Here is a 20,074-nt window from a genome sequence, read left to right on the forward strand (position 1 = left end):
AGCGCCGCCATGATGTTAACCGACCCTTCAAACAAATATCGCCCCTTCGTGGCCGTTGATCTGCCGGATCGCCAGTGGCCAAGCCAGCGTATTGAGACGCCACCTATTTGGTGCAGTGTTGACCTGCGTGACGGTAATCAGTCGTTGATTGACCCCATGGATCAAGAGCGTAAGCAGCGCTTGTTTGATTTGTTGCTGAAGACGGGGTTTAAACAGATTGAGGTTGGTTTTCCATCAGCGTCGCAAACCGACTTTGACTTTGTCCGTACGTTGATAGAGCAGGATAAAATCCCAGATGATGTGACGATTCAGGTGCTGACCCAGGCGCGTCCACACCTGATTGAACGCACCTTTGAAGCGCTTGACGGCGCTAAAAACGCCATTGTGCACGTCTATAATGCCACCGACCCGATGTTTCGGCGGGTAGTGTTTAATGTAGATAAAACTGAGTGTGTTCAGATCGCGGTTGATGCCACAGCACAAATCCGCGATTTGATGGCCGCTAACCCAAAGACCAACTGGACCTTTCAGTACTCGCCGGAGCTGTTTACGACCACCGAAATGGACTTTGCTGTAGAGATTGTCGAAGCGGTGATGGATACGTTTGGGCCGAGTGTTGATAACCGGATGATCGTTAATTTGCCGGCCACTGTGGAAGTAGCAACACCTAATAACTATGCTGACCAGATTGAGTGGTTCTGCCGCCATATTAAAAAGCGCGACGCGTTAATTGTCAGTGTTCACCCCCACAATGACAGGGGAACAGGTATTGCGGCAGCAGAGCTAACGCTGATGGCTGGGGCTGATCGGGTTGAAGGCACGCTGTTTGGTAACGGCGAGCGCACGGGTAATGTGGATATCGTGACACTGGCCATGAACATGTATACCCAGGGCGTTCACCCGAACCTTGATTTCTCCAATATCACACCGCTCATGCGCGAGGTAGAGTACTGCAACCAGCTGCCGGTACACCCACGCCACCCTTACGTGGGCGACTTAGTGTTTACTGCGTTCTCTGGTTCGCATCAAGATGCTATCAAAAAGGGCATGGCAGACCGTCGCGCACACCCTGACGCACCCTGGGATGTCCCTTACTTGCCTATCGACCCGCTGGATGTAGGGCGCAGCTACGAAGCAGTCATCCGGGTGAATAGTCAGTCAGGGAAAGGCGGCATTTCTTATCTGCTGGAACAAGAGCATGGCATTGAACTGCCGCGCAGGCTCTCTATCGAGTTTAGCCAAGTGGTGCAGGAAGTGGCCGACCGCACGGGACGAGAGATTACCTCGCAAATGATCTACCAAGCGTTTGCTGATGAGTATCTTGAACAGCATTTGCCGCTGACGCTGATTAACCATCGTCTCTCTTCTGAGCCAGATAGCCCCAAGGTGATGTTGGAAGCCGTGTTGGAAAACAGTGGTGAACGACAAACCTTAACGGGAGAGGGCAATGGCCCGCTGGCTGCCTTTATCAAAGCGTTGGTCGCCAGTGGTCATGACGTGGAAATCATTGACTACCACGAGCACTCACGCGGCCAAGGGGCGGATGCTGAAGCGATTGCCTATGTCGAAGTACGCATTGATGGCAAAGCGGTATTTGGTGTGGGGACTGATGAAAGCATCACCAGTGCATCGATGAAAGGCGTACTCAGTGCCATCAATCGCCATCACTCTACCCAAGCGCCGGCTGCTAATGTCACCGCAGAGACGCTTGGGTAAACTGAAAGCGTGAGGGCTTGGTGGTTCACAGCGGTGTTTTGCTTGTTCTGCCGGGCACCTCGCGCACTAGGCGAGGCATCAAGAAGCCTGGCAAATGCTCCAGCAGCTGGTTAACAAGCGCTTTGGCTTCTTCGTCGGGGACGTCAAAGTGGGCGGCGCCTTGCACAGGGTCGACCACATGCAGGTAGTAAGGCAGCACACCCGCTTCAAACAGGCGTTCTGAGAGAGCTGCCAGGGTGCTGACGTTATCGTTTATTCCCTGGAGCAACACGCTTTGGTTCAGCAGCGTGGCACCTGCTTGTTTTAAACGCGCGCAGGCATCGACGACCGCTTGGTCAATCTCGTTAGGGTGGTTGATATGTAGCACGACCACTTTTTGTAAGCGGGTGTTTGAGAGCCAGTGAAGTAGGGCACTGTCAACACGGTCAGGTATTACCACTGGTAAGCGCGTATGTATGCGTAGCCGCTTAAGATGTGGAATGCTGTCTAGCTGCTTAACAAGCCACGCTAATTGCCGGTCGTTAGCGGCTAGTGGGTCGCCACCGGAAAGAATCGCTTCGTGAATGGTATTATCGGCGTGCAGGTAGTCAAGCGCCTCTTGCCATTGAACTCTGGAAGGTGTGTTTTCGCTGTAAGGGAAGTGGCGGCGAAAACAGTAGCGACAGTTAATCGCGCAGGCAGGGCTAGCGATCAGCAACACCCTGTTTGCGTACTTATGAATCAGCCCTTTAGCGGGCTGGTGACTGGCTTCTTCAAGGGGGTCGGTAACGTAGCCAGGTGGTGTCAGCGTTTCATCCTCAACGGGAAGTACTTGGCGTAGCAGCGGGTCGCTCGGGTCGTTGGGTTTTATACGCCTTAGATAGGCGTCAGGCACACAGATGTCAAACAGTTGATGTCCGGCAAACGCGCCAGGTAACCACTGATTGCTCAAGCCCAGGCGTTGGCAAAGAGCCGCGGGGTCGCGGATCGCCTGGGAAAGCTGTTGTTGCCATGAGGCAGTTGTCTGGTCAGGTGTGTGCTGACCAGCAATAATGATGTTCTCCTGCAAAAAAGCCCTCCTTCGGGTTATCATGCGCGCACTTATTCAAAGAACGATATAGCGAAGCGTGGCTTCGCGCATCACGCTACTGAAATAAAACATTGAGAGGCATTATGGCGAACTATTCTACCAATGAATTCAAGAGCGGTTTAAAAGTAATGCTCGACGGCGATCCTTGTGCGATTGTGGAGAACGAGCTAGTAAAGCCGGGCAAAGGTCAGGCGTTTAACCGCGTTAAGCTGCGTAACCTGATGACCGGTCGTGTTGGCGAGCGGACTTTCAAGTCTGGCGACTCGTTAGAAGGTGCTGATGTCATGGATTTAGAGATGGAATATCTCTACACCGACGGCGACATGTGGCACTTTATGAAGACTGATGGTTCCTTCGAGCAGTACGCTGTGGAAAAGAAAGCGTTGGGTGATACCGAAAAATGGCTGAAGGAGCAGGTGCCTTATATTATTACCCTGTGGAACGATAAGGCGATTTCTGTCACGCCGCCCAATTTTATTGAGCTGGAAGTCGTAGAAACTGACCCTGGTTTGAAAGGTGATACGGCCCAAGGCGGCTCCAAACCTGCGACGCTGTCGTCGGGTGCTGTGGTACGCGTACCGCTGTTTATCAATCAGGGGGAGGTACTGAAAATCGATACGCGTTCTGGTGACTACGTTTCTCGGGCATAAACGTCGTTTAATTAGCCGTGTCGAGCGAGCAGCGCACTATTTTGCTATCTATAAAGCCACGTGATGACCATGCGTGGCTTTATTATGTTGGAGAGACTCTAATGACGGCTAATTGGCAGCCTGTGGCAAGCATTGAAACGCTGCGCGAGCGTGCGCGCTTAATCGCTTCCGTACGCACTTTTTTTGTTGAGCGAGGTGTGCTGGAGGTGGAAACGCCGGTGTTAGGGCAGGGCGGTAGCACCGATGTACATCTAGTATCGCTTGCTACCCTGGCGCGTACTGATAAAGGCCAGCGTAGGCTCTGGCTGCAAACCTCGCCCGAGTTTCATATGAAGCGCTTGTTAGCGGCAGGCAGTGGGCCAATTTTTCAACTGGCCAGAAGTTTCCGTGATGGTGAAGTGGGGGCACGTCACAATATCGAGTTCACCATGCTTGAATGGTATCGCCCTGGGTTCTCCTTGGCGGAATTGATTGATGAAACCACCACGCTGGTTGCCAACATACTGCCGAGCTTTGCAGGCCCCGTGGTTCACTACCGCTACCGAGAGCTGTTCCATACCTACTTAGCGGTAGACCCGTTTACTACATCGCTCGATAACCTGCGTGCCTTGGCCGCAGAGCGTGGCCAAATGTCGACTCATGCGTTGGCAGAAGAGGGGCGTGATACTTGCCTCGACCTGTTAATGAGCATGGTCATTGAGCCGCAGCTTGGCCAGCACGAGCTGAGTGTTGTGGTGGATTACCCCGCCAGCCAAGCAGCCTTGGCGCGTCGTCATCAGGATGCAGACGGTGAATGGGTAGCCTCTCGTTTTGAGCTTTATCTCAACGGCATTGAGCTGGCAAATGGCTATGATGAGTTGATTGATGCAGACGAGCAGCGGTCGCGCTTTGACAATGATAACGCCGAGCGCCGCCGGTTAGGGTTGCCGGAAGTGGAGTGTGATGAGCAGCTGCTAGCAGCGCTGCAACACGGAATGCCGGAAAGTGCTGGGGTCGCACTGGGTCTGGATCGTCTTATTCAGCTGGCACTGGGCAAAGCACGCCTGGAAGACGTGCTCACATTCTCAACGCCTAATTGCTAGCGGTGATAGTTGGCCTGTTAAGGTTCGCCTAGAGGTTGGCCCATCTGAACCTTGGCACCCAGCGGATTGTCTTCAAAAGCCACCGGCTTGGCAAAGCACATCACTACGGTTGAACCAAGCTTGAAGCGACCCATTTCAGCGCCTTTTTCAAGTGTGATCGGCTGTCCGAAACGCATGCGCTGGGGATGACCGGAAAGCGGTGTTACTTGCCCTGCCCAGGTGGTCTCGATAGCCGCCACAATCATTGCGCCAACTAATACCATGGCCATTGGGCCGTGCTCAGTATCGAAAATACATACCAAACGCTCGTTACGGGCAAACAGGCCTGGCACGTAGTTGGCGGTTGCCTGGTTGACCGAAAAGAGCCGACCAGGCACGTAGATCATTTCCCGCAACGTACCGGTAACTGGCATATGCACGCGGTGGTAATCACGCGGTGAAAGATAAACCGTTGCGAAACTACCGCCCATAAACTCTTCGGCTAGCGTGCTGTCGCCTCCCAGTAGGGTTTGGGCAGAAAACGTGTGGCCTTTCGCCTGCACCAACTGGCCTGCCTGCAAGCGCCCGAATTGGGAAAGAGTACCGTCCGCGGGGCTCAGTAAGCCTTCGCCCAGCGGGCGGGCATCTGCTTTTAAGGCGCGGGTAAAAAAGTCGTTAAAGGTCGCATAGGCGGTAGGGTCTGGCTCCAGCGCTTGGCTCATGTCGACGTCAAAGCGCTTAATGAACGCCTTAATGATGGTGTTTTTCACCCACGGGCTACCGCACTGAGCGACCTTACCCGTCAACCGCGAAAGCGCGTGGTGTGGCAGGGGGTACTGAATTAAGGAGAATGCTTTTTGGGAAAGAGTCACTGTCGTATTTCACTTCTCAATCGGTGTATCGTCACGGTTGCCCCATTCACCCCAGGAGCCCGCATAGCCGCGCATATTAAAGCCCAATGCTTTGCCGACAAGCCATGTAAAGCTGCTGCGATGATGGCTTTGGCAATGAGTGGCAATTTCCATCTCGGGCGTTAGGCCGAGCGCACCTAGTTCAGTGATCAGTTCAGCGTAATCGCGGATGCGCAGTGCGCGGTTGCGATCCATGGCGTCTAGCCAATCCATATTGACGGCGCCTGGGATATGACCAAGATGCTTATTATTGCCTCTTTCGCCATCGAATTCGCCTTTGGAGCGAGCGTCCCATATGGCGAACTGCTTATCATCGAGCTTTTGTTTGATTTCGTCGCAGGTGATTAAGGTGTGCGGGTTGAGAATCTCTGCGTGGTACTCGCTTGGCGTCGGCGCTGTAGGCTCGGTGCTCTGTTCCAGGCCGGCGTCTCTCCATGCATGGATGCCGCCATTCAAATAGGAGTAGCGGGTATGGCCAACCAGATCCAGTGTCCAGAGCAAGCGTGCCGCCCAGCCGCCACCTTCATCATCGTAAGCGACGATGTGAGTATCGCGAGTGACCCCCAGCGCGCTAAATAGCTGCGAGAGAAACTCAACGGTTGGTACATCGTTGGGCACAGGTCCTTCGCCACGCATTAGGTAACGAAAATCAAGGTAGATGGCGCCCGGCACATGACCCTGGCGATAGCTATCGCCATTGGCTGGTACATCGATAATCAGCAGTTGCGGATCATTCAGGTGCTCTTGAAGCTGCTCGGGCTCAACAATCAGCGGCAGCAGATTGGTTTCCGATGAATGGCTAGCGGTGCTCATTGACAGTTCCCTATGCTTGGCAATTGATATATCAGGCATCAAGCTAATAAAAATTATGGAACCTCTGATTAACTATTACGCTTGACCATACTGCGTTAAAAATCGCCTCAAAATGCTCATTTACACCCCGTAAACTGCGCTTTATCGTTGATTTTTGCCTTGTCTGGTCTGCGCTCATCACATTAATCAGAGGCACCTTATGCGTTTAAGCTATCGAGAATGCGTCGATAGCTGGCAAAACGTTCTGGATGAATCTTGCCTGCCTCGACTGCTTCGAGTAAAGCGCAGCCCGGCTCGTTACGATGGCGGCAATCTCGGAAGCGGCAGTGGCCAATAAATGGATGAAACTCGATAAACCCGTCAGTGACCTCCTGCTCATCAAGGTGGATCAAGCCAAACTCACGAATACCGGGGGAGTCAATGAGCTCGCCGTCAGTCACTTCATCACTGCTCATCGCATAAAGCCGAGCGGTGGTGGTGGTGTGAGTGCCTTTGCGCGAATCCTCAGACAATGCGCCAATGCGCAAGGTTTCATCGGGGAGCAACAGATCAATCAGTGATGATTTGCCAACGCCACTCTGGCCGACAAACACCGATGTTCGGCCCTCAAGCTGCTGGCGCAGTTCATCTAAGCCAGCTTCATTGGCGGTGGTGGTGCGAACTACGGTGTAGCCCAAAGACCGGTAGCGCTCAAGCAATTGTCCCAATTTGCCGCCATCTTCTGGCAGCAGGTCGGTTTTGTTGAGCACCAGTACCGGTGCAATACCTGTTGCTTCGGCAGCAACCAAGTAGCGGTCAATTAGATTCGGGTGGGGGGCGGGTTCTACCGCAAATACGATCAGCAATTGATCGATGTTGGCCGCCACAGGCTTTAGCTGCCCCCGTGGGTCTGGGCGCTTAAGTACGCTGTCGCGCTCTTCGCGGGCCACGACGACGCCAGAACCATCCTGGCCTGCCCGCCAGATCACCCGGTCGCCGGTGACTAAGCCGTCTAGGTTGGCGCGAAGGTGGCAGCGCACAGGCGTGCCATCCGCATCGCGCACTTCTAGTGTTCGACCGAAGTGAGCCATTACCCGGCCCGGTTGTTCGGCCCCATATTCGCCAGCGGCGAGCTTTTCAGCGTCTTTCACATCGCGCTTTTCAGCACGTTGAGCACGTTCCGCCTGGACTTTATCGACTCGCCATTGCTGCTGGCGACTTAATTTACGTTTGCTCATGACCACCTGATGCTCGGTACAATAGAGGCATTGTACTCACCTGGACAGTCTACTGTCCTGTGTTGGGTGCTGGTTAGGGCAATATAAGCCACACTTTTTCTACTCAAATCGCCGTGTTAAGTGGCGGCACTGGTCAAGGAATGAATGTAATGAGCGAACAAACTGCTGACAACGTTACCCCGCGCGATGATTTGCTGGTGTGGATAGACTTGGAAATGACCGGCCTGGATCCTAACAAAGAGCGCATCATCGAGGTGGCAACGCTGATTACCGATGCTGATTTAAACGTCGTAGCGGAAGGGCCGGTAATTGCTGTTAAGCAGCCCGATAGCCAGTTGGCGCAAATGGATGAGTGGAATCAGAAAACCCATGGGGAGAGCGGGCTGGTGGCGCGTGTTAAAGCAAGCAAGGTGTCTACCGCTGAGGCCGAGCAGCAAACGCTCGATTTCCTGCGTCACTACGTCGTGTCTGGCTCTTCGCCGATGTGCGGCAATAGCATCCACCAGGATCGGCGTTTTTTAGAGCGTGAGATGCCTGCACTGCTCAACTTTTTCCATTACCGCAACCTCGACGTGTCTACGTTGAAGGAAGTGGCGAAGCGCTGGAATCCAGGTGCTCTGGCGGGCTTTAGTAAACGCAACGTACATTTAGCGATGGACGATATTAAGGAGTCAATCGCCGAGCTGGCTCATTACCGGAGTACCTTTTTACGCGTTGACCAGCGCAGCGACGAAGAGGAGTAAGGCGGTTAAGGAGGTTGTTAAGAAAGCGGCGAAGAAAAGTGATTAAGAGGCGTCAGTGGCAATTCTCGCCCCGCGCTTGAGGCGTTGTTCCTCAAGCGCCCAGATAACGTGTTCACGCACTAAGGTACTGGGGTAGGCTCTTCGTGCCCATAAAGCAGCTTCAACCGCGCCGCTCCAGGGTGCATTGCCTAGGCCGACCGCGATATTACGCAGCCAGCGTTCGTAGCCAATACGCCGGATGGGGCTGCCAGCGGTTTTATCCAAAAACTCGTCTTCGCCCCAGGCAAACAGGCTTAAGAGGTCAGCGCGATCAAGATCATGGCGTGGCGCAAAATCAGCTTCTTGGGTGGTTCGGGTAAAGCGAGTGAATGGGCACACTAGCTGGCAGTCATCGCACCCGTAAATGCGATTACCCATGGCACGGCGAAACTCAACAGGAATTGCACCATGCAGCTCAATAGTGAGGTAGGAAACGCACTTGCGAGAATCGACGACTTTGTCATCCACAATGGCCCCCGTGGGGCAGGCGGTGCGGCAAGCGCTGCAGCTGCCACAGTGCTCTTGAGCAAACGGCGCGTCAACAGGCAGTGGTAGGTCGGTATACAGCTCACCCAGGAAAAACAGCGAGCCTGCTTTGGGATTGAGCAGCATGGCGTTTTTTCCAAACCAGCCAAGGCCCGCTTTTTGCGCTAAGGCGCGTTCCATAACGGGGGCAGAGTCCACAAACGCGCGATAACCAAATGCGCCGACTTCCTGCTCGATATTTTTAGCTAACTGCGCCAACCGTTTGCGCATTAATTTATGATAGTCGCGCCCCAGCGCGTAGCGTGACACATAGCCGCGGCTAGGTTGGCCAAGTATTTTTGCACTTTCGACCTCAGCGGGCAGATAATCCATCCGCACGCTAATCACTCGTTGAGTGCCCGGTTCGAGCTCTTCCGGTCGGGTGCGCTTAGTACCATGTTTAGCCATAAAACCCATCTCACCGTGGTAGCCTTTAGCAAGCCAGGTGTTCAGGTGCGCTTCATGGGCCGCTAGCTGGGTATCTGTAATGCCTACTTGTTGAAAGCCCAGCTCACGGCCCCAGGTTTTGACTAGGTCCGCAAGGCGCGTTAGCTCATCATCAGATAGTGAAAAGGTGGTGGAATTTTGCATGGTGAATCAACGGTAGCGCGTTAAGCGCGCTATGCTAACGCATTAGCCTCCATCACAACATGCTGCTATGTGCATCAGCAAGGCGGCCTCAAACACATACTAAGGAGAGACCGTGTCCACGTTGAGTACTTCATCGCTACGCCCCCTTTATACAGCGGCCCAAGTGCGTGAGCTTGATCGGCGCACTATTGCAGGGGGAATTGAGAGTTTTGCTCTAATGCAGCGAGCAGCCTCTAGCGCGTGGCACAGTTTCCGTTCTCGGTGGCCTCAGGCGCGCAGTGTGACGGTCCTGTGTGGTGGTGGTAATAACGGCGGTGATGGCCACGTTCTTGCTGCACTGGCAATGCAGTCAGGGCTTAAAGTGCAACGAATCTCGCTCAAGCCTTTACACGCGCTGCAAGGCGATGTTGCTCGGGCAGCTGAGCTAGCTACGGCGGCAGGTGTGGGCTTGGATGAGTGGCAGCCAAGTACTACGTTAACGGGTGAAGTAATTGTTGACGCGCTGTTGGGGACAGGGCTTGAGGGTGAGGTAAAGGGTGTTGTTCGACACATTATAGAGGCCATGAATGCGTCTCACCAGCCTGTGCTAGCACTGGATATTCCTTCGGGCATTTCGGCAGATACTGGCGCTGTGTTGGGGTTGGCCGTTGAGGCAGCCTGCACGGTAACGTTTATTGGTGATAAAATTGGTCTTCACACGGGCGATGCCCCTGCTTATACAGGCGAGATTGATTTTCGCCCGCTGGGCGTTAAGGCGCAGGCATTTTTTGATATTCCTCCCAACGCTTGGCGGTTGGATGATGATTTACTTGCAGAGGCCTTTACGCCGCGTTCACGTATTAGTCATAAGGGCGATTTGGGTCATGTGCTGGTAATGGGGGGCGCGCCAGGCTTTGGTGGTGCGGCGCTGCTGGCTTCTCAAGCGGCAGCACGCCTGGGCGCCGGCAAAGTGAGTTTGGCGACATCTCCCGAGCATGTAGCCGCAAGCTTGGTGCGCTGCCCAGAAGTGATGGCACACGGCGTGCGTGGCGGCGCTGAGGCGAGCATGTTGCCCTCAACGGATGTGGTCGTGGTAGGGCCAGGGCTTGGGCAAGATGCTTGGGGGCAGGCAATTTTGCAGAGTGCCTTGCAATCGGAGCTGCCGTTGGTGGTTGATGCGGATGCGCTAAACTTATTGGCAAGTCGCTGGTCTGAGGTACGCCGTGACAACTGGGTGCTCACCCCGCATCCCGGAGAAGCGGCGAGATTACTAGGATGCTCGGTAGCAGACGTTCAGGCGGATCGGCCTGCTGCAGCTCGTGCGCTGCAGCGGGAGAGGGGGGGCGTAGTAATACTCAAAGGGGCGGGCAGTTTAGTGGCTGGCCCCAGTGGTCTCGTGGTGTGTCCTTACGGAAACCCCGGTATGGCAAGTGGTGGTATGGGTGATGTGTTGAGTGGCATGTTGGGAACGCTGATAGCCCAAAATGACAGTCTGGAACTAGCTGCTTGGCTTGGGGTGATAGTGCATGCTCAGGCAGGCGATGACGCAGCTAAAAATGCGGGCGAGCGTGGCCTGCTGGCGAGCGATCTGGCATCCTATGCACGAGTATTAATTAACCCGTGAAGGCGGCCTACATGCAAGTGCAATTGAATGATGAAGTAGCTCACGTTGCCTTTGGTGAGGCGTTAGGGAAGGCCCTGGAAGGCTACGGCCGTGTGTATTTAGAAGGCGAGCTAGGGGCCGGAAAAACCACCCTGACGCGTGGCGTGCTTCGGGCCTACGGACACCAAGGGGCAGTCAAAAGCCCAACCTACACGTTGGTTGAGCCCTACGAGCTTGGTGCGCAGCGCGTTTACCACCTTGATCTTTATCGTTTAGCAGAGCCAGAGGAACTGGAGTTTATTGGCGGGCGAGATGTACTGGCTGATAATGCGCTGTGCTTAATTGAGTGGCCAAGCCGAGGAGAAGGCTGGTTGCCTGCCCCTGATTTGCGCGTGCTGTTGGAGGTCGTTGAGCCAGGACGTTTGGTTACGTTAACGGCAGGTAGTCTGACCGGTGAGCGTGTGATCAGCGAGTTAACTTATCAATGTGGCAACGGGCAGCGAGAAAATGGTGTGATTCAATGGATATGAGTGGCGCACTAATGCGCATAGTTTTGCGCGCGGTTCTCACGTTATCGGCTGGCTGCGCTCTTTTAATGGCGGGCGTATCGTCGCTTCAGGCGGCGACGGTAGAAAGCATGCGATTATGGTCAGCGCCAGATCATGCGCGTCTCGTGTTTGATCTTTCTGCTGCTGCCAGCGCGAATGTATTTTCGTTAGATAACCCTGCACGTTTGGTGATTGATCTTGATGAAAGCGAGATGAATACCGACGCTTCGACACTTCCCCTGGATGGCAGTGCCATTGATTCCGTACGCACAGGGGTTCGAGACGGCGGTGGCTTGCGGGTAGTGTTAGAGCTAAACCGTGAGATCTCGCCGCGCCACTTTACTCTGCCGCCGAATGACCAATATGGGCACCGCTTGGTGGTTGACCTCGAGTATCCCGGCGAAAGTGCGGTTGAGAACCCGATTGATCCGATTGAGGCAATGATTCGTGATCAAGAAATTCTTGCTCAGCGCGCGAATACCCAAGCCCAGGCTCAAGTGCAGGAGCAAGCCCCCAGCCAGCAGGCCTCTAGCGAGCAGGCCGCACCGACGACAGTCAGCCAGCCTCCTGCAGAGGTTCAGTCTGCCCAGCCGCATCCGCGGCGGGATATTATTATCGCGATAGACCCAGGCCATGGTGGCGAAGACCCAGGCGCTATTGGTCCTGCAGGTACCCGTGAAAAAGATGTCGTTCTCGAAATATCTCGGCGCTTAGCGGCAAAAATTAATGAAACCCGCGGCTTTAAGGCTGTGTTGATTCGGGATGGTGATTACTATTTGGGTCTTCGTCAGCGTACGCAGTTAGCCCGAGAACAGAAAGCCGATTTTTTTGTATCGATACATGCCGACGCGTTTACGAGTCCGCGGCCCCAGGGAAGCTCTGTCTATGCGCTTTCCCAACGGGGAGCAACCTCTGAAACGGCCCAGTGGCTTGCCGATAGCGAAAATCGCTCTGATTTGATTGGTGGGGTAGATGGTAGCCTTTCCTTGCGTGATAAAGATCAGGTGCTACGTGGTGTGCTACTGGACCTTACCATGACCGCAACGTTAAACGACTCGCTCACCATTGGTGGCCAAGTGTTGGAGAAGTTGGGGCGTGTAAATCGACTGCATAAGTCACGTGTAGAGCAGGCAGGTTTTATGGTGCTCAAGTCACCGGATATACCGTCGCTGTTGATTGAAGTGGGGTTTATCTCGAACCCCGAGGAGGAGCGGCGCTTGCGTGACCCAAGTCACCAACGCGGGCTTGCCACTGCTATTTTTAGCGGCCTACGCGATCATTTTGAGGGGAATCCGCCGCCCGCCAGTTTGCTGGCGTGGGAGCGCGATAATCAGCGCAGCCCATCAGGTAACGAATACCGCATCCAATCCGGGGATACGCTGTCGGCTATTGCCATACGCCATGGTGTGCCGGTCAATCAGCTAAAGCAGGCTAACGACCTTAATGGTGACGTTATTCGCGTTGGCCAGGTATTACGCATTCCTAGTTCATAATCATTAGCGCTTGAGGTGAAGGTTGTCTGAATTAATCGCTGCGCAACGTATCCATGTGCTCGACCCTCGCCTGGCTAACCAAATTGCTGCAGGTGAGGTCGTTGAGCGCCCTTCATCGGTGACGAAAGAGCTAATTGAAAACGCGATTGATGCCGGTGGTCAGCGCATTGAAGTGGAAATTGAGCAGGGCGGTGCGCGGCTAATTAAAGTGCGCGATGATGGAATAGGTATCAGCGAACATGATCTTCCCTTAGCGCTTGCTCGGCATGCAACCAGTAAAATTAATAGCCTAGAAGACCTGGAGGGCGTCAGTTCGCTTGGCTTTCGTGGCGAAGCGTTGGCTTCGATAAGCTCAGTTTCACGGCTTGAGCTGATTTCCAATGCCGAAGACGACCCTCGTAATGGTTGGAGAGTGGTGGCAGAGGGGCGAGGTATGGAAGCACGCGTGACGCCTGCGCCACACCCGCGTGGCACTAGTGTGGCGGTGCGGGATCTGTTTTTTAATACCCCCGCGCGTCGCAAGTTCCTGCGTACCGAAAAAACCGAATTTGCCCACGTAGAAGAGGCATTTCGCCGACAAGCGCTTTCTCGTTACGACGTTGCTTGGGTGTTGCGACATAATCAAAAGGTTGTTCATCAGCTTCCGCCGGGTACCACTCCCACCGCACGCGAGAGGCGTATCGCGTCTTTATTAGGTAAAAATTTTATTGAGCACGCCCGTTATATTGAGCGCGAAGCGGGTGGGTTGCGGCTTAGTGGTTGGGTCGGGCTGCCTACTCACTCACGCTCTCAAGCGGATCAGCAGTACTTCTTTGTGAATGGTCGCGTGGTGCGTGACCGCTTGGTTGCTCATGCGGTGCGCCAAGCCTACCGCGATGTGCTCTATAACGGGCGTCACCCTGTCTTTGTGCTTTATCTGGAATTAGACCCAGATGTGGTGGATGTTAATGTCCATCCGACGAAGCATGAGGTGCGCTTTCGCGATGGCCGTATGGTGCACGACTTCCTTTACTCTAGCTTGCATCATTGTCTGGCGGTTTCAAAGCCCGGTGATGAAGAGCAGGAGGCGAGTCAAGCACAGCGGATTGAGGTTACCGCTGAAGCAAATGCGGATGAACCAGAAGGTCAAACACCTGTGCCGCGCTGGCAGCAGCAAGGCATAGCGCTATCGGATGCTCCAGAGCGACACCCTGGCGCGGCGCGGGTGCGCCGTTTTATGCAGGGTTACCAAGCGCTGCACCCGGATCATGAAGAGTCGTTACTAACGCCGCAGCCGAGTGCGCCCAGCATCAGTACATCAAAAGCAACGGAGGTGCGCGAGGCCCCGGCTCCGGTAGCGATGCCTGAGCATGATGCCACCACTGCACCTCCATTGGGGTTTGCGCTGGGGCAGCTGCATGGTGTTTATATTTTGGCGCAAAATGCTCAAGGGCTAGTGCTAGTGGATATGCATGCCGCTCATGAGCGAATCGTTTACGAGCGCATGAAACAGCAGTTAGCTGAGTCCCAGGGCATTGATACCCAGCCGTTACTAGTTCCCGTGTCGTTGGCCGCCAGCCGAGTCGAGGTGGCGACTGCCGAGAGTGAGCGCGATGCAATCTCTCAGTTGGGCATTGAGCTTGATGTGGCAGGCCCAGAGACGCTGCTGGTTCGTCAGTTGCCAGCCTTGCTAGCGCAAGCTGACCCCGAGCAACTGGTGCGTGAGATGCTTGAAGAGCTGGCGCGTTTTGGGCGCACTCAGCAAGTGGAGGCACGCATTCATGAGCTACTTTCCACCATGGCATGCCATGGTAGCGTCCGTGCTAATCGGCGGCTAACTGTTGATGAAATGAACGGGTTATTGCGAGATATGGAACGCACCGAGCGAAGTGATCAGTGTAACCATGGTCGCCCCACCTGGACGCAGATGAGTATGAAGGCGCTAGACCGCTTGTTCTTGCGTGGACAATAGCAGCGCGGCCAGTAACGATCATGACACGATTTGGAGTGCAGTAAATAGATGGCTGATACACGCCCCTGGGCGATTTTTTTAATGGGGCCAACGGCGGCCGGCAAAACCGATGCGGCAATAGCACTTCATGAACAGCAAGGGCATGAGCTGATTAGCGTGGATTCGGCTATGGTATATCGGGGCATGAATATTGGTAGTGCCAAGCCGAGCGCTTCCGAACTTGCCCGGGCGCCGCACCGCTTAATTGATATTCGCGATCCTGCTGAGCCGTATTCAGCAGCTGATTTCCGTGAAGACGCGCTGCGTGAGATGCGGCAAATCAGCGCGGCTGGTAAGGTGCCATTACTGGTTGGCGGTACTATGCTGTACTACAAGCGCCTGGTTGAAGGGGTGGCTAATCTGCCTGCGGCAGACCCCTTGATTCGTCAGCGTTTGGAAATGATTAGACAAGAAGAGGGAGTGGGTGCGCTGCATCGAACGCTTGAGAAAGTGGATGCTGTGTCAGCCCGGCGGATTCATCCTAACGACCCGCAACGGCTAATGCGTGCCTTAGAAGTTTACTACGCAAGTGGTCGGCCTATGAGTGAGCTATGGGCCGAGCAACAGTCTGAAACCTTTCCATGGCGGGTGATGTCGATAGCATTGGCGCCGGAGGATCGACGAGTGCTGCATGACCGCATTGCTGTGCGTTTCAAAACAATGTTGGCTGAAGGCTTGATAGATGAAGTTGTCGCCCTCAAACAACACCATGAGATTCATCCCGACTTGCCTGCAATGAAGAGCGTTGGCTATCGGCAGGTGTGGGAGTATTTAGATGGTAAATATCGCTATGACGAGTTAGTGGAGCGCGGTGTCATTGCCACTCGCCAACTCGCTAAACGACAGCTAACGTGGTTGAGAAGCTGGCCATCGCTCACCTGGGTAGACACGCAACGCCACGATAGCATGGATAAGGTGCTGAAATTCGTGCGTGAAAGCGGTGCTTAGCGTAAGATAGTGATTTCGTATGCAAGTGTTTTCGAGCGGCCGGTTGACCAGGCCTTTCGGGCAACAAGTTTGCGGCGCAGCACCAGTAGGGCGCGCCATTTATAACCAACCCCAACGACAGTTTTAGGGAGAGCAACATGTCCAAAGGGCAGTCCCTTCAAGACCCGTACCTGAATATTTTGCGCAAGGAGCGCATTCCGGTCTCTATTTTCCTGGTAAACGGCATTAAGCTGCAGGGCCAAATTGAATCATTTGACCAGTTTGTCATCTTGTTGCGCAATACCGTCAGTCAGATGGTTTATAAACACGCTATTTCCACGGTGGTGCCTTCGCGCAATGTGCGTTTGCCGGCACAAGATCCAGCCGCGCCTGACGCGGACATCTAACATCGCTGGATAGCAGAGAGTCCATGAGGTATTGATTGTTTTTTGAGCGCCCAGATGCCGGTGAAACGGCAGTACTTGTTCACGTGGATTTTCATGATGAACAAGCACGTGAAGACCCGGGTGAGTTCTTAGAGCTCGTGCGCTCTGCTGGCGCAGAGCCCGCGACATTGCTCACAGCTAGCCGACAGCGTCCTGACTCACGTACGTTTATAGGGTCTGGCAAGTTGGAAGAGCTGCGGGCAATGCTCGCAGCTCACCATGCTGAACTGGTGATCTTCAACCACAGTTTAAGTCCTTCCCAGGAGCGTAATCTTGAGCATGAGCTCAAGTGTAGGGTACTCGACCGTACGGGTTTGATACTCGATATTTTTGCGCAACGAGCACGAACCCATGAAGGTAAGCTACAAGTCGAGCTTGCCCAGCTTGAGTACATGTCTACTCGCCTAGTGCGTGGGTGGACGCACCTTGAGCGGCAGAAGGGTGGTATTGGTCTGCGTGGTCCAGGTGAAACTCAGCTGGAAACCGACCGTCGCTTGCTACGTGGCCGTATTAAGTCGATTCACAAGCGGCTTGATAAAGTGCGCAGTCAGCGGCAGCAGAACCGTCGTGCCCGTTCGCGTGCAGAGATTCATAGCGTGTCGCTGGTGGGGTATACCAATGCCGGTAAGTCAACTTTATTCAATGCGCTGACTAACGCCAATGTTTACGCGGCTGACCAGCTATTTGCTACCCTTGATCCCACTCTACGTCGTCTCGAAATTGAAGATGTAGGGCCTGTGGTGATGGCTGATACGGTAGGTTTTATCCGCCACTTGCCGCACAAGCTTGTTGAGGCATTTCAGGCAACCTTGCAAGAAGCAACCGAAGCGACATTGCTAGTGCATGTGATTGATGCTGCTGATCCAGACCGCGACTTAAATGTCGAGCAGGTCGATCACGTGTTGAAAGAGATAGGTGCCGATAGCGTTCCTGTTCTTAAAGTCATGAACAAAATTGACAGGCTCGACAGCGCAGCACGCATTGAACGTGATGGTCAGGGGATACCTGATGTTGTGTGGTTGTCTGCTCAGCAAGGGCAGGGCCTTGAGCTACTGCATGAGGCATTGACCGAGCGCTTGGCCAACGATGTGATTGGCTTTTCGCTCACGCTTTTGCCAGAACAAGGTAAGCTTCGTGCAGGGTTGCATGAGCTTAATGCGGTGCGTGAAGAGCGTTTTGATGAGCAAGGGCACTCTGTGTTGGATGTGCGTTTGCCCAGGCGCGACTTTAACCAGCTGATGGCTCAGCTAGGAGAGCGCGCAAATACCTATTTACCAGAAGCATTACGCGAATCTGACGAATGGTAGACCATCAAGTGCCATGATCTATAGTGATTGTCTGTAGAAGTATGGTACAAGGTTGATATAGCAATAATATCAAAAGCACCCGACCTTGCATGACCGCAAGTCGATGTGCAGGTGAACACCTCAGTGGAGACGAAGTATGGCCTGGAATGAGCCCGGTGGTGGCAACCAGCACGACCCCTGGAGCAGTGGTGGCCGACGCAATAGTAATGGCGGCGGTGATCGCGGTGGTAACAGCGGCGGTGGTAATAACGGCGGAGGCAACAACGGTGGTAATAACCAAGGCCCCCCTGATCTTGATGAAGCACTGAAAAAATTCCAAGACAAACTAAATGGCATGCTTGGTGGCGGTGGCAAAAAGAAAGGTGGTAGCGGTAATGGCAAGGGGGGAAGCGGTAAACCCCGTAATTCTCTAGCATTGCCTGGTCTTCTGGTCATCGTTGCATTAGCTATCTGGGCGGCATCAGGTTTTTACCTGGTTGACCAGTCAGAGCGTGGCGTTGTACTTCGCTTTGGTGAGTACCAAACCATCGTAGATCCAGGTCTGCAATGGAACCCGCCGTTAATTGACGATGTACGTATGGTTAATGTGACGCGCGTTCGGTCTGTTTCGCAAACGCAGTCGATGCTGACCCGTGACGAGAACATTGTTGAAGTGGAAATTTCCGCTCAATACCAAGTTGCCAACCCGCGCGATTTTGTATTGAACGTACGTGACCCCGGGCTTTCTATTGAGAATGCTCTGGATTCCGCTCTGCGCCATGTCGTTGGTGGCACTGATATGATCGATATCCTGACGTCGGGTCGTGAGATCCTGGGTAGCTCGGTCGCAAGCCGTCTCCAATCCTATTTGGATGCTTACGGTGCCGGTATTCGCTTACAGACGATTAACATTGAATCAACATCTGCACCAGCGCCGGTTATCGATGCATTCGATGACGTTATTCGCGCCCGCGAAGATCGTCAGCGTACCATCAACGAAGGCATGGCTTACGCCAATGCTATTATCCCCGCCGCTCAAGGTCAGGCTCAGCGTGTGGTTGAGCAGGGTCAAGGTTACCGTGAGTCGGTTGTTGCTGAAGCTCAAGGTCAAGCAAACCGCTTTAATGCGCTGCTGACTGAGTACCGCAATTCGCCAGCGATCATGCGTGAACGTATGTACCTCGACGCTATTGAAGAAGTCTTTGGTAATACGCCTAAGGTACTGCTGGATATCAGCGAAAACGCTCCTCTGATGTATTTGCCGTTGGATCAGATGCGCGGTGGCAGTGGTTCAGGGGGTAGTAATACCTCTTCAAATCGCAGTAGTGGCGATTCAAACAGTGAATCAATTGACCCGCGAGTATTAGATTCGCTGCGTGGTAGTCAGGGTGGTTCGTCGTCGTCAAGTAATCCCATTCGCAGGGAGGGCCGCTAAATGATTAATAATCGATCCCTGCTAATCGTAGGTGGTTTGGCCGCAGTGGCCTGGCTTGCGAGCAATAGCCTGTATGTGGTGGATGAAACTGAGCGCGCTGTAAAGTTACGCTTTGGTGAGGTCATCGAAGAAAACATTCAGCCTGGGCTGCATGTCAAAATACCGATCGCTCAAACGATTCGTAAGTTTGATACGCGTTTGCTGACTCTGGACACCGACACTAGCCGTTATCTAACGCTTGAACAGAAAGCGGTTATTGTCGACTCTTACGTTAAGTGGCAGGTGATTAACCCTACTCGCTACTACGAGGCGACTGCGGGCGATGAATTAATGGCGATTCGCCTGATTCAGCCCCGTGTCGATGAAAGTCTGCGTAACGAATTTGGTCGTCTTAATCTTCAGGAAATCATTGCAGAGCGCCGTGACGACCTAATGACCGGCCCAACCGCTGACCTTGATGAGCTGATGCGTGATGAGCTTGGTGTCGCGATTCGTGACATTCGCATCAAGCGCATCGATCTGCCAGAAGATGTATCGGCAGCGGTATTCGAGCGGATGCGTTCTGAACGTGAGCGTGAAGCTCGTGAGTGGCGCGCACAAGGTCAGGAAGAAGCGGAACGTATCCGGGCTAACGCTGATCGCCGGCGCCAAGTACTGCTTGCCCAAGCCAATGAGCGCTCTGAAACGCTGCGTGGTGAGGGTGATGCAGAAGCGGCCGCGATATTCTCCCAGGCATACAGCCAAGATCAGGAGTTCTTTGCCTTTTGGCGTAGTCTGAATGCTTATCGTGAAAGCTTCGCTGGCGATGGCAATCTGCTCGTGTTGGAGCCGGACAGCGATTTCTTCCGCTACTTACGTAGCGCGGTACCGAGTAACGCTGAGTAATCGGTATGATGGCACCCGCTGGGTTATGTAAACCTAACACCTGGCGGGGTTCATCTAGCAAATAAACGTGGTAGACTTTAATAACCGGGCGTCGCCCGGTTTTTTTGTGGCCCTCATTTCGCCAGCGCTCTCTGATGACGCCAAAAA

18 protein-coding genes are annotated in these 20,074 nt (G+C 53.9%); 13 read left to right on the forward strand and 5 right to left on the reverse strand.

The window, feature by feature from the left end; translation table 11 throughout:
* The first annotated feature begins 9 nt into the window (after positions 1-9).
* The gene (gene leuA / locus HZS79_RS00875) at positions 10-1,716 is read left to right on the forward strand and encodes a 2-isopropylmalate synthase (protein ID WP_179926835.1); all 1,707 of its coding nucleotides are present in this window, start codon (positions 10-12) and stop codon (positions 1,714-1,716) included.
* 25 nt (positions 1,717-1,741) lie between these two features.
* Here leuA and epmB read toward each other — a convergent pair whose 3' ends face one another.
* The gene (epmB, locus tag HZS79_RS00880) at positions 1,742-2,764 is read right to left on the reverse strand and encodes an EF-P beta-lysylation protein EpmB (RefSeq protein WP_238401369.1); all 1,023 of its coding nucleotides are present in this window, start codon (positions 2,762-2,764) and stop codon (positions 1,742-1,744) included.
* 104 nt (positions 2,765-2,868) lie between these two features.
* Here epmB and efp point away from each other — a divergent pair, with 104 nt between their 5' ends.
* Both efp and epmA read left to right on the forward strand, forming a co-directional pair.
* Complete coding sequence (gene efp, locus HZS79_RS00885; protein WP_162217498.1) at positions 2,869-3,435, forward strand: elongation factor P; 567 nt, start codon at positions 2,869-2,871, stop codon at positions 3,433-3,435.
* Positions 3,436-3,536: 101 nt separating this feature from the next.
* Positions 3,537-4,517 (forward strand): EF-P lysine aminoacylase EpmA, encoded by a 981-nt coding sequence (gene epmA, locus HZS79_RS00890; RefSeq protein ID WP_162217499.1) that lies wholly within the window; start codon positions 3,537-3,539, stop codon positions 4,515-4,517.
* A 17-nt stretch (positions 4,518-4,534) separates the two neighbouring features.
* Here the strand turns inward: epmA and asd are convergent, their stop codons facing one another.
* From asd to rsgA, 3 genes are all read right to left on the reverse strand, one after another.
* The gene (asd, locus tag HZS79_RS00895; RefSeq protein ID WP_179926836.1) at positions 4,535-5,368 is read right to left on the reverse strand and encodes an archaetidylserine decarboxylase; all 834 of its coding nucleotides are present in this window, start codon (positions 5,366-5,368) and stop codon (positions 4,535-4,537) included.
* A 9-nt stretch (positions 5,369-5,377) separates the two neighbouring features.
* Complete coding sequence (locus tag HZS79_RS00900) at positions 5,378-6,220, reverse strand: sulfurtransferase (protein ID WP_179926837.1); 843 nt, start codon at positions 6,218-6,220, stop codon at positions 5,378-5,380.
* 197 nt (positions 6,221-6,417) lie between these two features.
* Positions 6,418-7,437, reverse strand: a complete 1,020-nt coding sequence (rsgA, locus tag HZS79_RS00905) for a small ribosomal subunit biogenesis GTPase RsgA (RefSeq protein WP_009721932.1) — start codon at positions 7,435-7,437, stop codon at positions 6,418-6,420.
* Between the two features lie 149 nt (positions 7,438-7,586).
* On the opposite strand from rsgA, the gene orn reads away from it, so the two are divergent.
* Positions 7,587-8,180 carry an oligoribonuclease gene (gene orn / locus HZS79_RS00910; protein ID WP_179926838.1) on the forward strand — a complete coding sequence of 198 codons (594 nt, stop codon included), beginning with the start codon at positions 7,587-7,589 and terminating at the stop codon, positions 8,178-8,180.
* A 42-nt stretch (positions 8,181-8,222) separates the two neighbouring features.
* Here orn and queG read toward each other — a convergent pair whose 3' ends face one another.
* A complete protein-coding gene (queG, locus tag HZS79_RS00915; RefSeq protein WP_179926839.1) occupies positions 8,223-9,335 on the reverse strand; it encodes a tRNA epoxyqueuosine(34) reductase QueG in 1,113 nt (370 codons plus the stop codon).
* Positions 9,336-9,447: 112 nt separating this feature from the next.
* Here queG and HZS79_RS00920 point away from each other — a divergent pair, with 112 nt between their 5' ends.
* From HZS79_RS00920 to hflC, 9 genes are all read left to right on the forward strand, one after another.
* The gene (locus HZS79_RS00920) at positions 9,448-10,938 is read left to right on the forward strand and encodes an NAD(P)H-hydrate dehydratase (RefSeq protein ID WP_179926840.1); all 1,491 of its coding nucleotides are present in this window, start codon (positions 9,448-9,450) and stop codon (positions 10,936-10,938) included.
* Between the two features lie 11 nt (positions 10,939-10,949).
* Positions 10,950-11,447, forward strand: a complete 498-nt coding sequence (gene tsaE / locus HZS79_RS00925) for a tRNA (adenosine(37)-N6)-threonylcarbamoyltransferase complex ATPase subunit type 1 TsaE (protein ID WP_179926841.1) — start codon at positions 10,950-10,952, stop codon at positions 11,445-11,447.
* 11 nt (positions 11,448-11,458) lie between these two features.
* The gene (locus HZS79_RS00930) at positions 11,459-12,958 is read left to right on the forward strand and encodes an N-acetylmuramoyl-L-alanine amidase (RefSeq protein ID WP_246311382.1); all 1,500 of its coding nucleotides are present in this window, start codon (positions 11,459-11,461) and stop codon (positions 12,956-12,958) included.
* A 22-nt stretch (positions 12,959-12,980) separates the two neighbouring features.
* Positions 12,981-14,909, forward strand: coding sequence for a DNA mismatch repair endonuclease MutL (gene mutL, locus HZS79_RS00935; RefSeq protein WP_179926843.1), 1,929 nt, complete (start codon positions 12,981-12,983; stop codon positions 14,907-14,909).
* Positions 14,910-14,957: 48 nt separating this feature from the next.
* Positions 14,958-15,896, forward strand: a complete 939-nt coding sequence (gene miaA / locus HZS79_RS00940) for a tRNA (adenosine(37)-N6)-dimethylallyltransferase MiaA (RefSeq protein WP_179926844.1) — start codon at positions 14,958-14,960, stop codon at positions 15,894-15,896.
* 137 nt (positions 15,897-16,033) lie between these two features.
* Positions 16,034-16,282, forward strand: a complete 249-nt coding sequence (hfq, locus tag HZS79_RS00945) for an RNA chaperone Hfq (RefSeq protein ID WP_009099947.1) — start codon at positions 16,034-16,036, stop codon at positions 16,280-16,282.
* Positions 16,283-16,317: 35 nt separating this feature from the next.
* Positions 16,318-17,628, forward strand: coding sequence for a ribosome rescue GTPase HflX (gene hflX / locus HZS79_RS00950; RefSeq protein WP_162217509.1), 1,311 nt, complete (start codon positions 16,318-16,320; stop codon positions 17,626-17,628).
* A 136-nt stretch (positions 17,629-17,764) separates the two neighbouring features.
* Positions 17,765-19,042: an FtsH protease activity modulator HflK gene (hflK, locus tag HZS79_RS00955; RefSeq protein ID WP_162217510.1), complete on the forward strand. Its 1,278-nt coding sequence runs from the start codon at positions 17,765-17,767 to the stop codon at positions 19,040-19,042.
* The gene (gene hflC / locus HZS79_RS00960) at positions 19,043-19,927 is read left to right on the forward strand and encodes a protease modulator HflC (RefSeq protein WP_162217511.1); all 885 of its coding nucleotides are present in this window, start codon (positions 19,043-19,045) and stop codon (positions 19,925-19,927) included.
* Positions 19,928-20,074: the final 147 nt, after the last annotated feature.

It is taken from the genome of Vreelandella zhaodongensis, assembly GCF_013415115.1.
Lineage (GTDB): Bacteria > Pseudomonadota > Gammaproteobacteria > Pseudomonadales > Halomonadaceae > Vreelandella > Vreelandella zhaodongensis.

Coding starts and splice junctions, on each gene's coding strand:
- hflC (WP_162217511.1), top strand. CDS start 19,043: ATGATTAATAATCGATCCCTGCTAATCGTAGGTGGTTTGGCCGCAGTG.
- miaA (WP_179926844.1), top strand. CDS start 14,958: ATGGCTGATACACGCCCCTGGGCGATTTTTTTAATGGGGCCAACGGCG.
- HZS79_RS00900 (WP_179926837.1), bottom strand. CDS start 6,220: ATGAGCACCGCTAGCCATTCATCGGAAACCAATCTGCTGCCGCTGATT.
- rsgA (WP_009721932.1), bottom strand. CDS start 7,437: ATGAGCAAACGTAAATTAAGTCGCCAGCAGCAATGGCGAGTCGATAAA.
- leuA (WP_179926835.1), top strand. CDS start 10: ATGATGTTAACCGACCCTTCAAACAAATATCGCCCCTTCGTGGCCGTT.
- hflK (WP_162217510.1), top strand. CDS start 17,765: ATGGCCTGGAATGAGCCCGGTGGTGGCAACCAGCACGACCCCTGGAGC.
- orn (WP_179926838.1), top strand. CDS start 7,587: ATGAGCGAACAAACTGCTGACAACGTTACCCCGCGCGATGATTTGCTG.
- tsaE (WP_179926841.1), top strand. CDS start 10,950: ATGCAAGTGCAATTGAATGATGAAGTAGCTCACGTTGCCTTTGGTGAG.
- queG (WP_179926839.1), bottom strand. CDS start 9,335: ATGCAAAATTCCACCACCTTTTCACTATCTGATGATGAGCTAACGCGC.
- epmA (WP_162217499.1), top strand. CDS start 3,537: ATGACGGCTAATTGGCAGCCTGTGGCAAGCATTGAAACGCTGCGCGAG.
- efp (WP_162217498.1), top strand. CDS start 2,869: ATGGCGAACTATTCTACCAATGAATTCAAGAGCGGTTTAAAAGTAATG.
- HZS79_RS00930 (WP_246311382.1), top strand. CDS start 11,459: ATGCGCATAGTTTTGCGCGCGGTTCTCACGTTATCGGCTGGCTGCGCT.
- hfq (WP_009099947.1), top strand. CDS start 16,034: ATGTCCAAAGGGCAGTCCCTTCAAGACCCGTACCTGAATATTTTGCGC.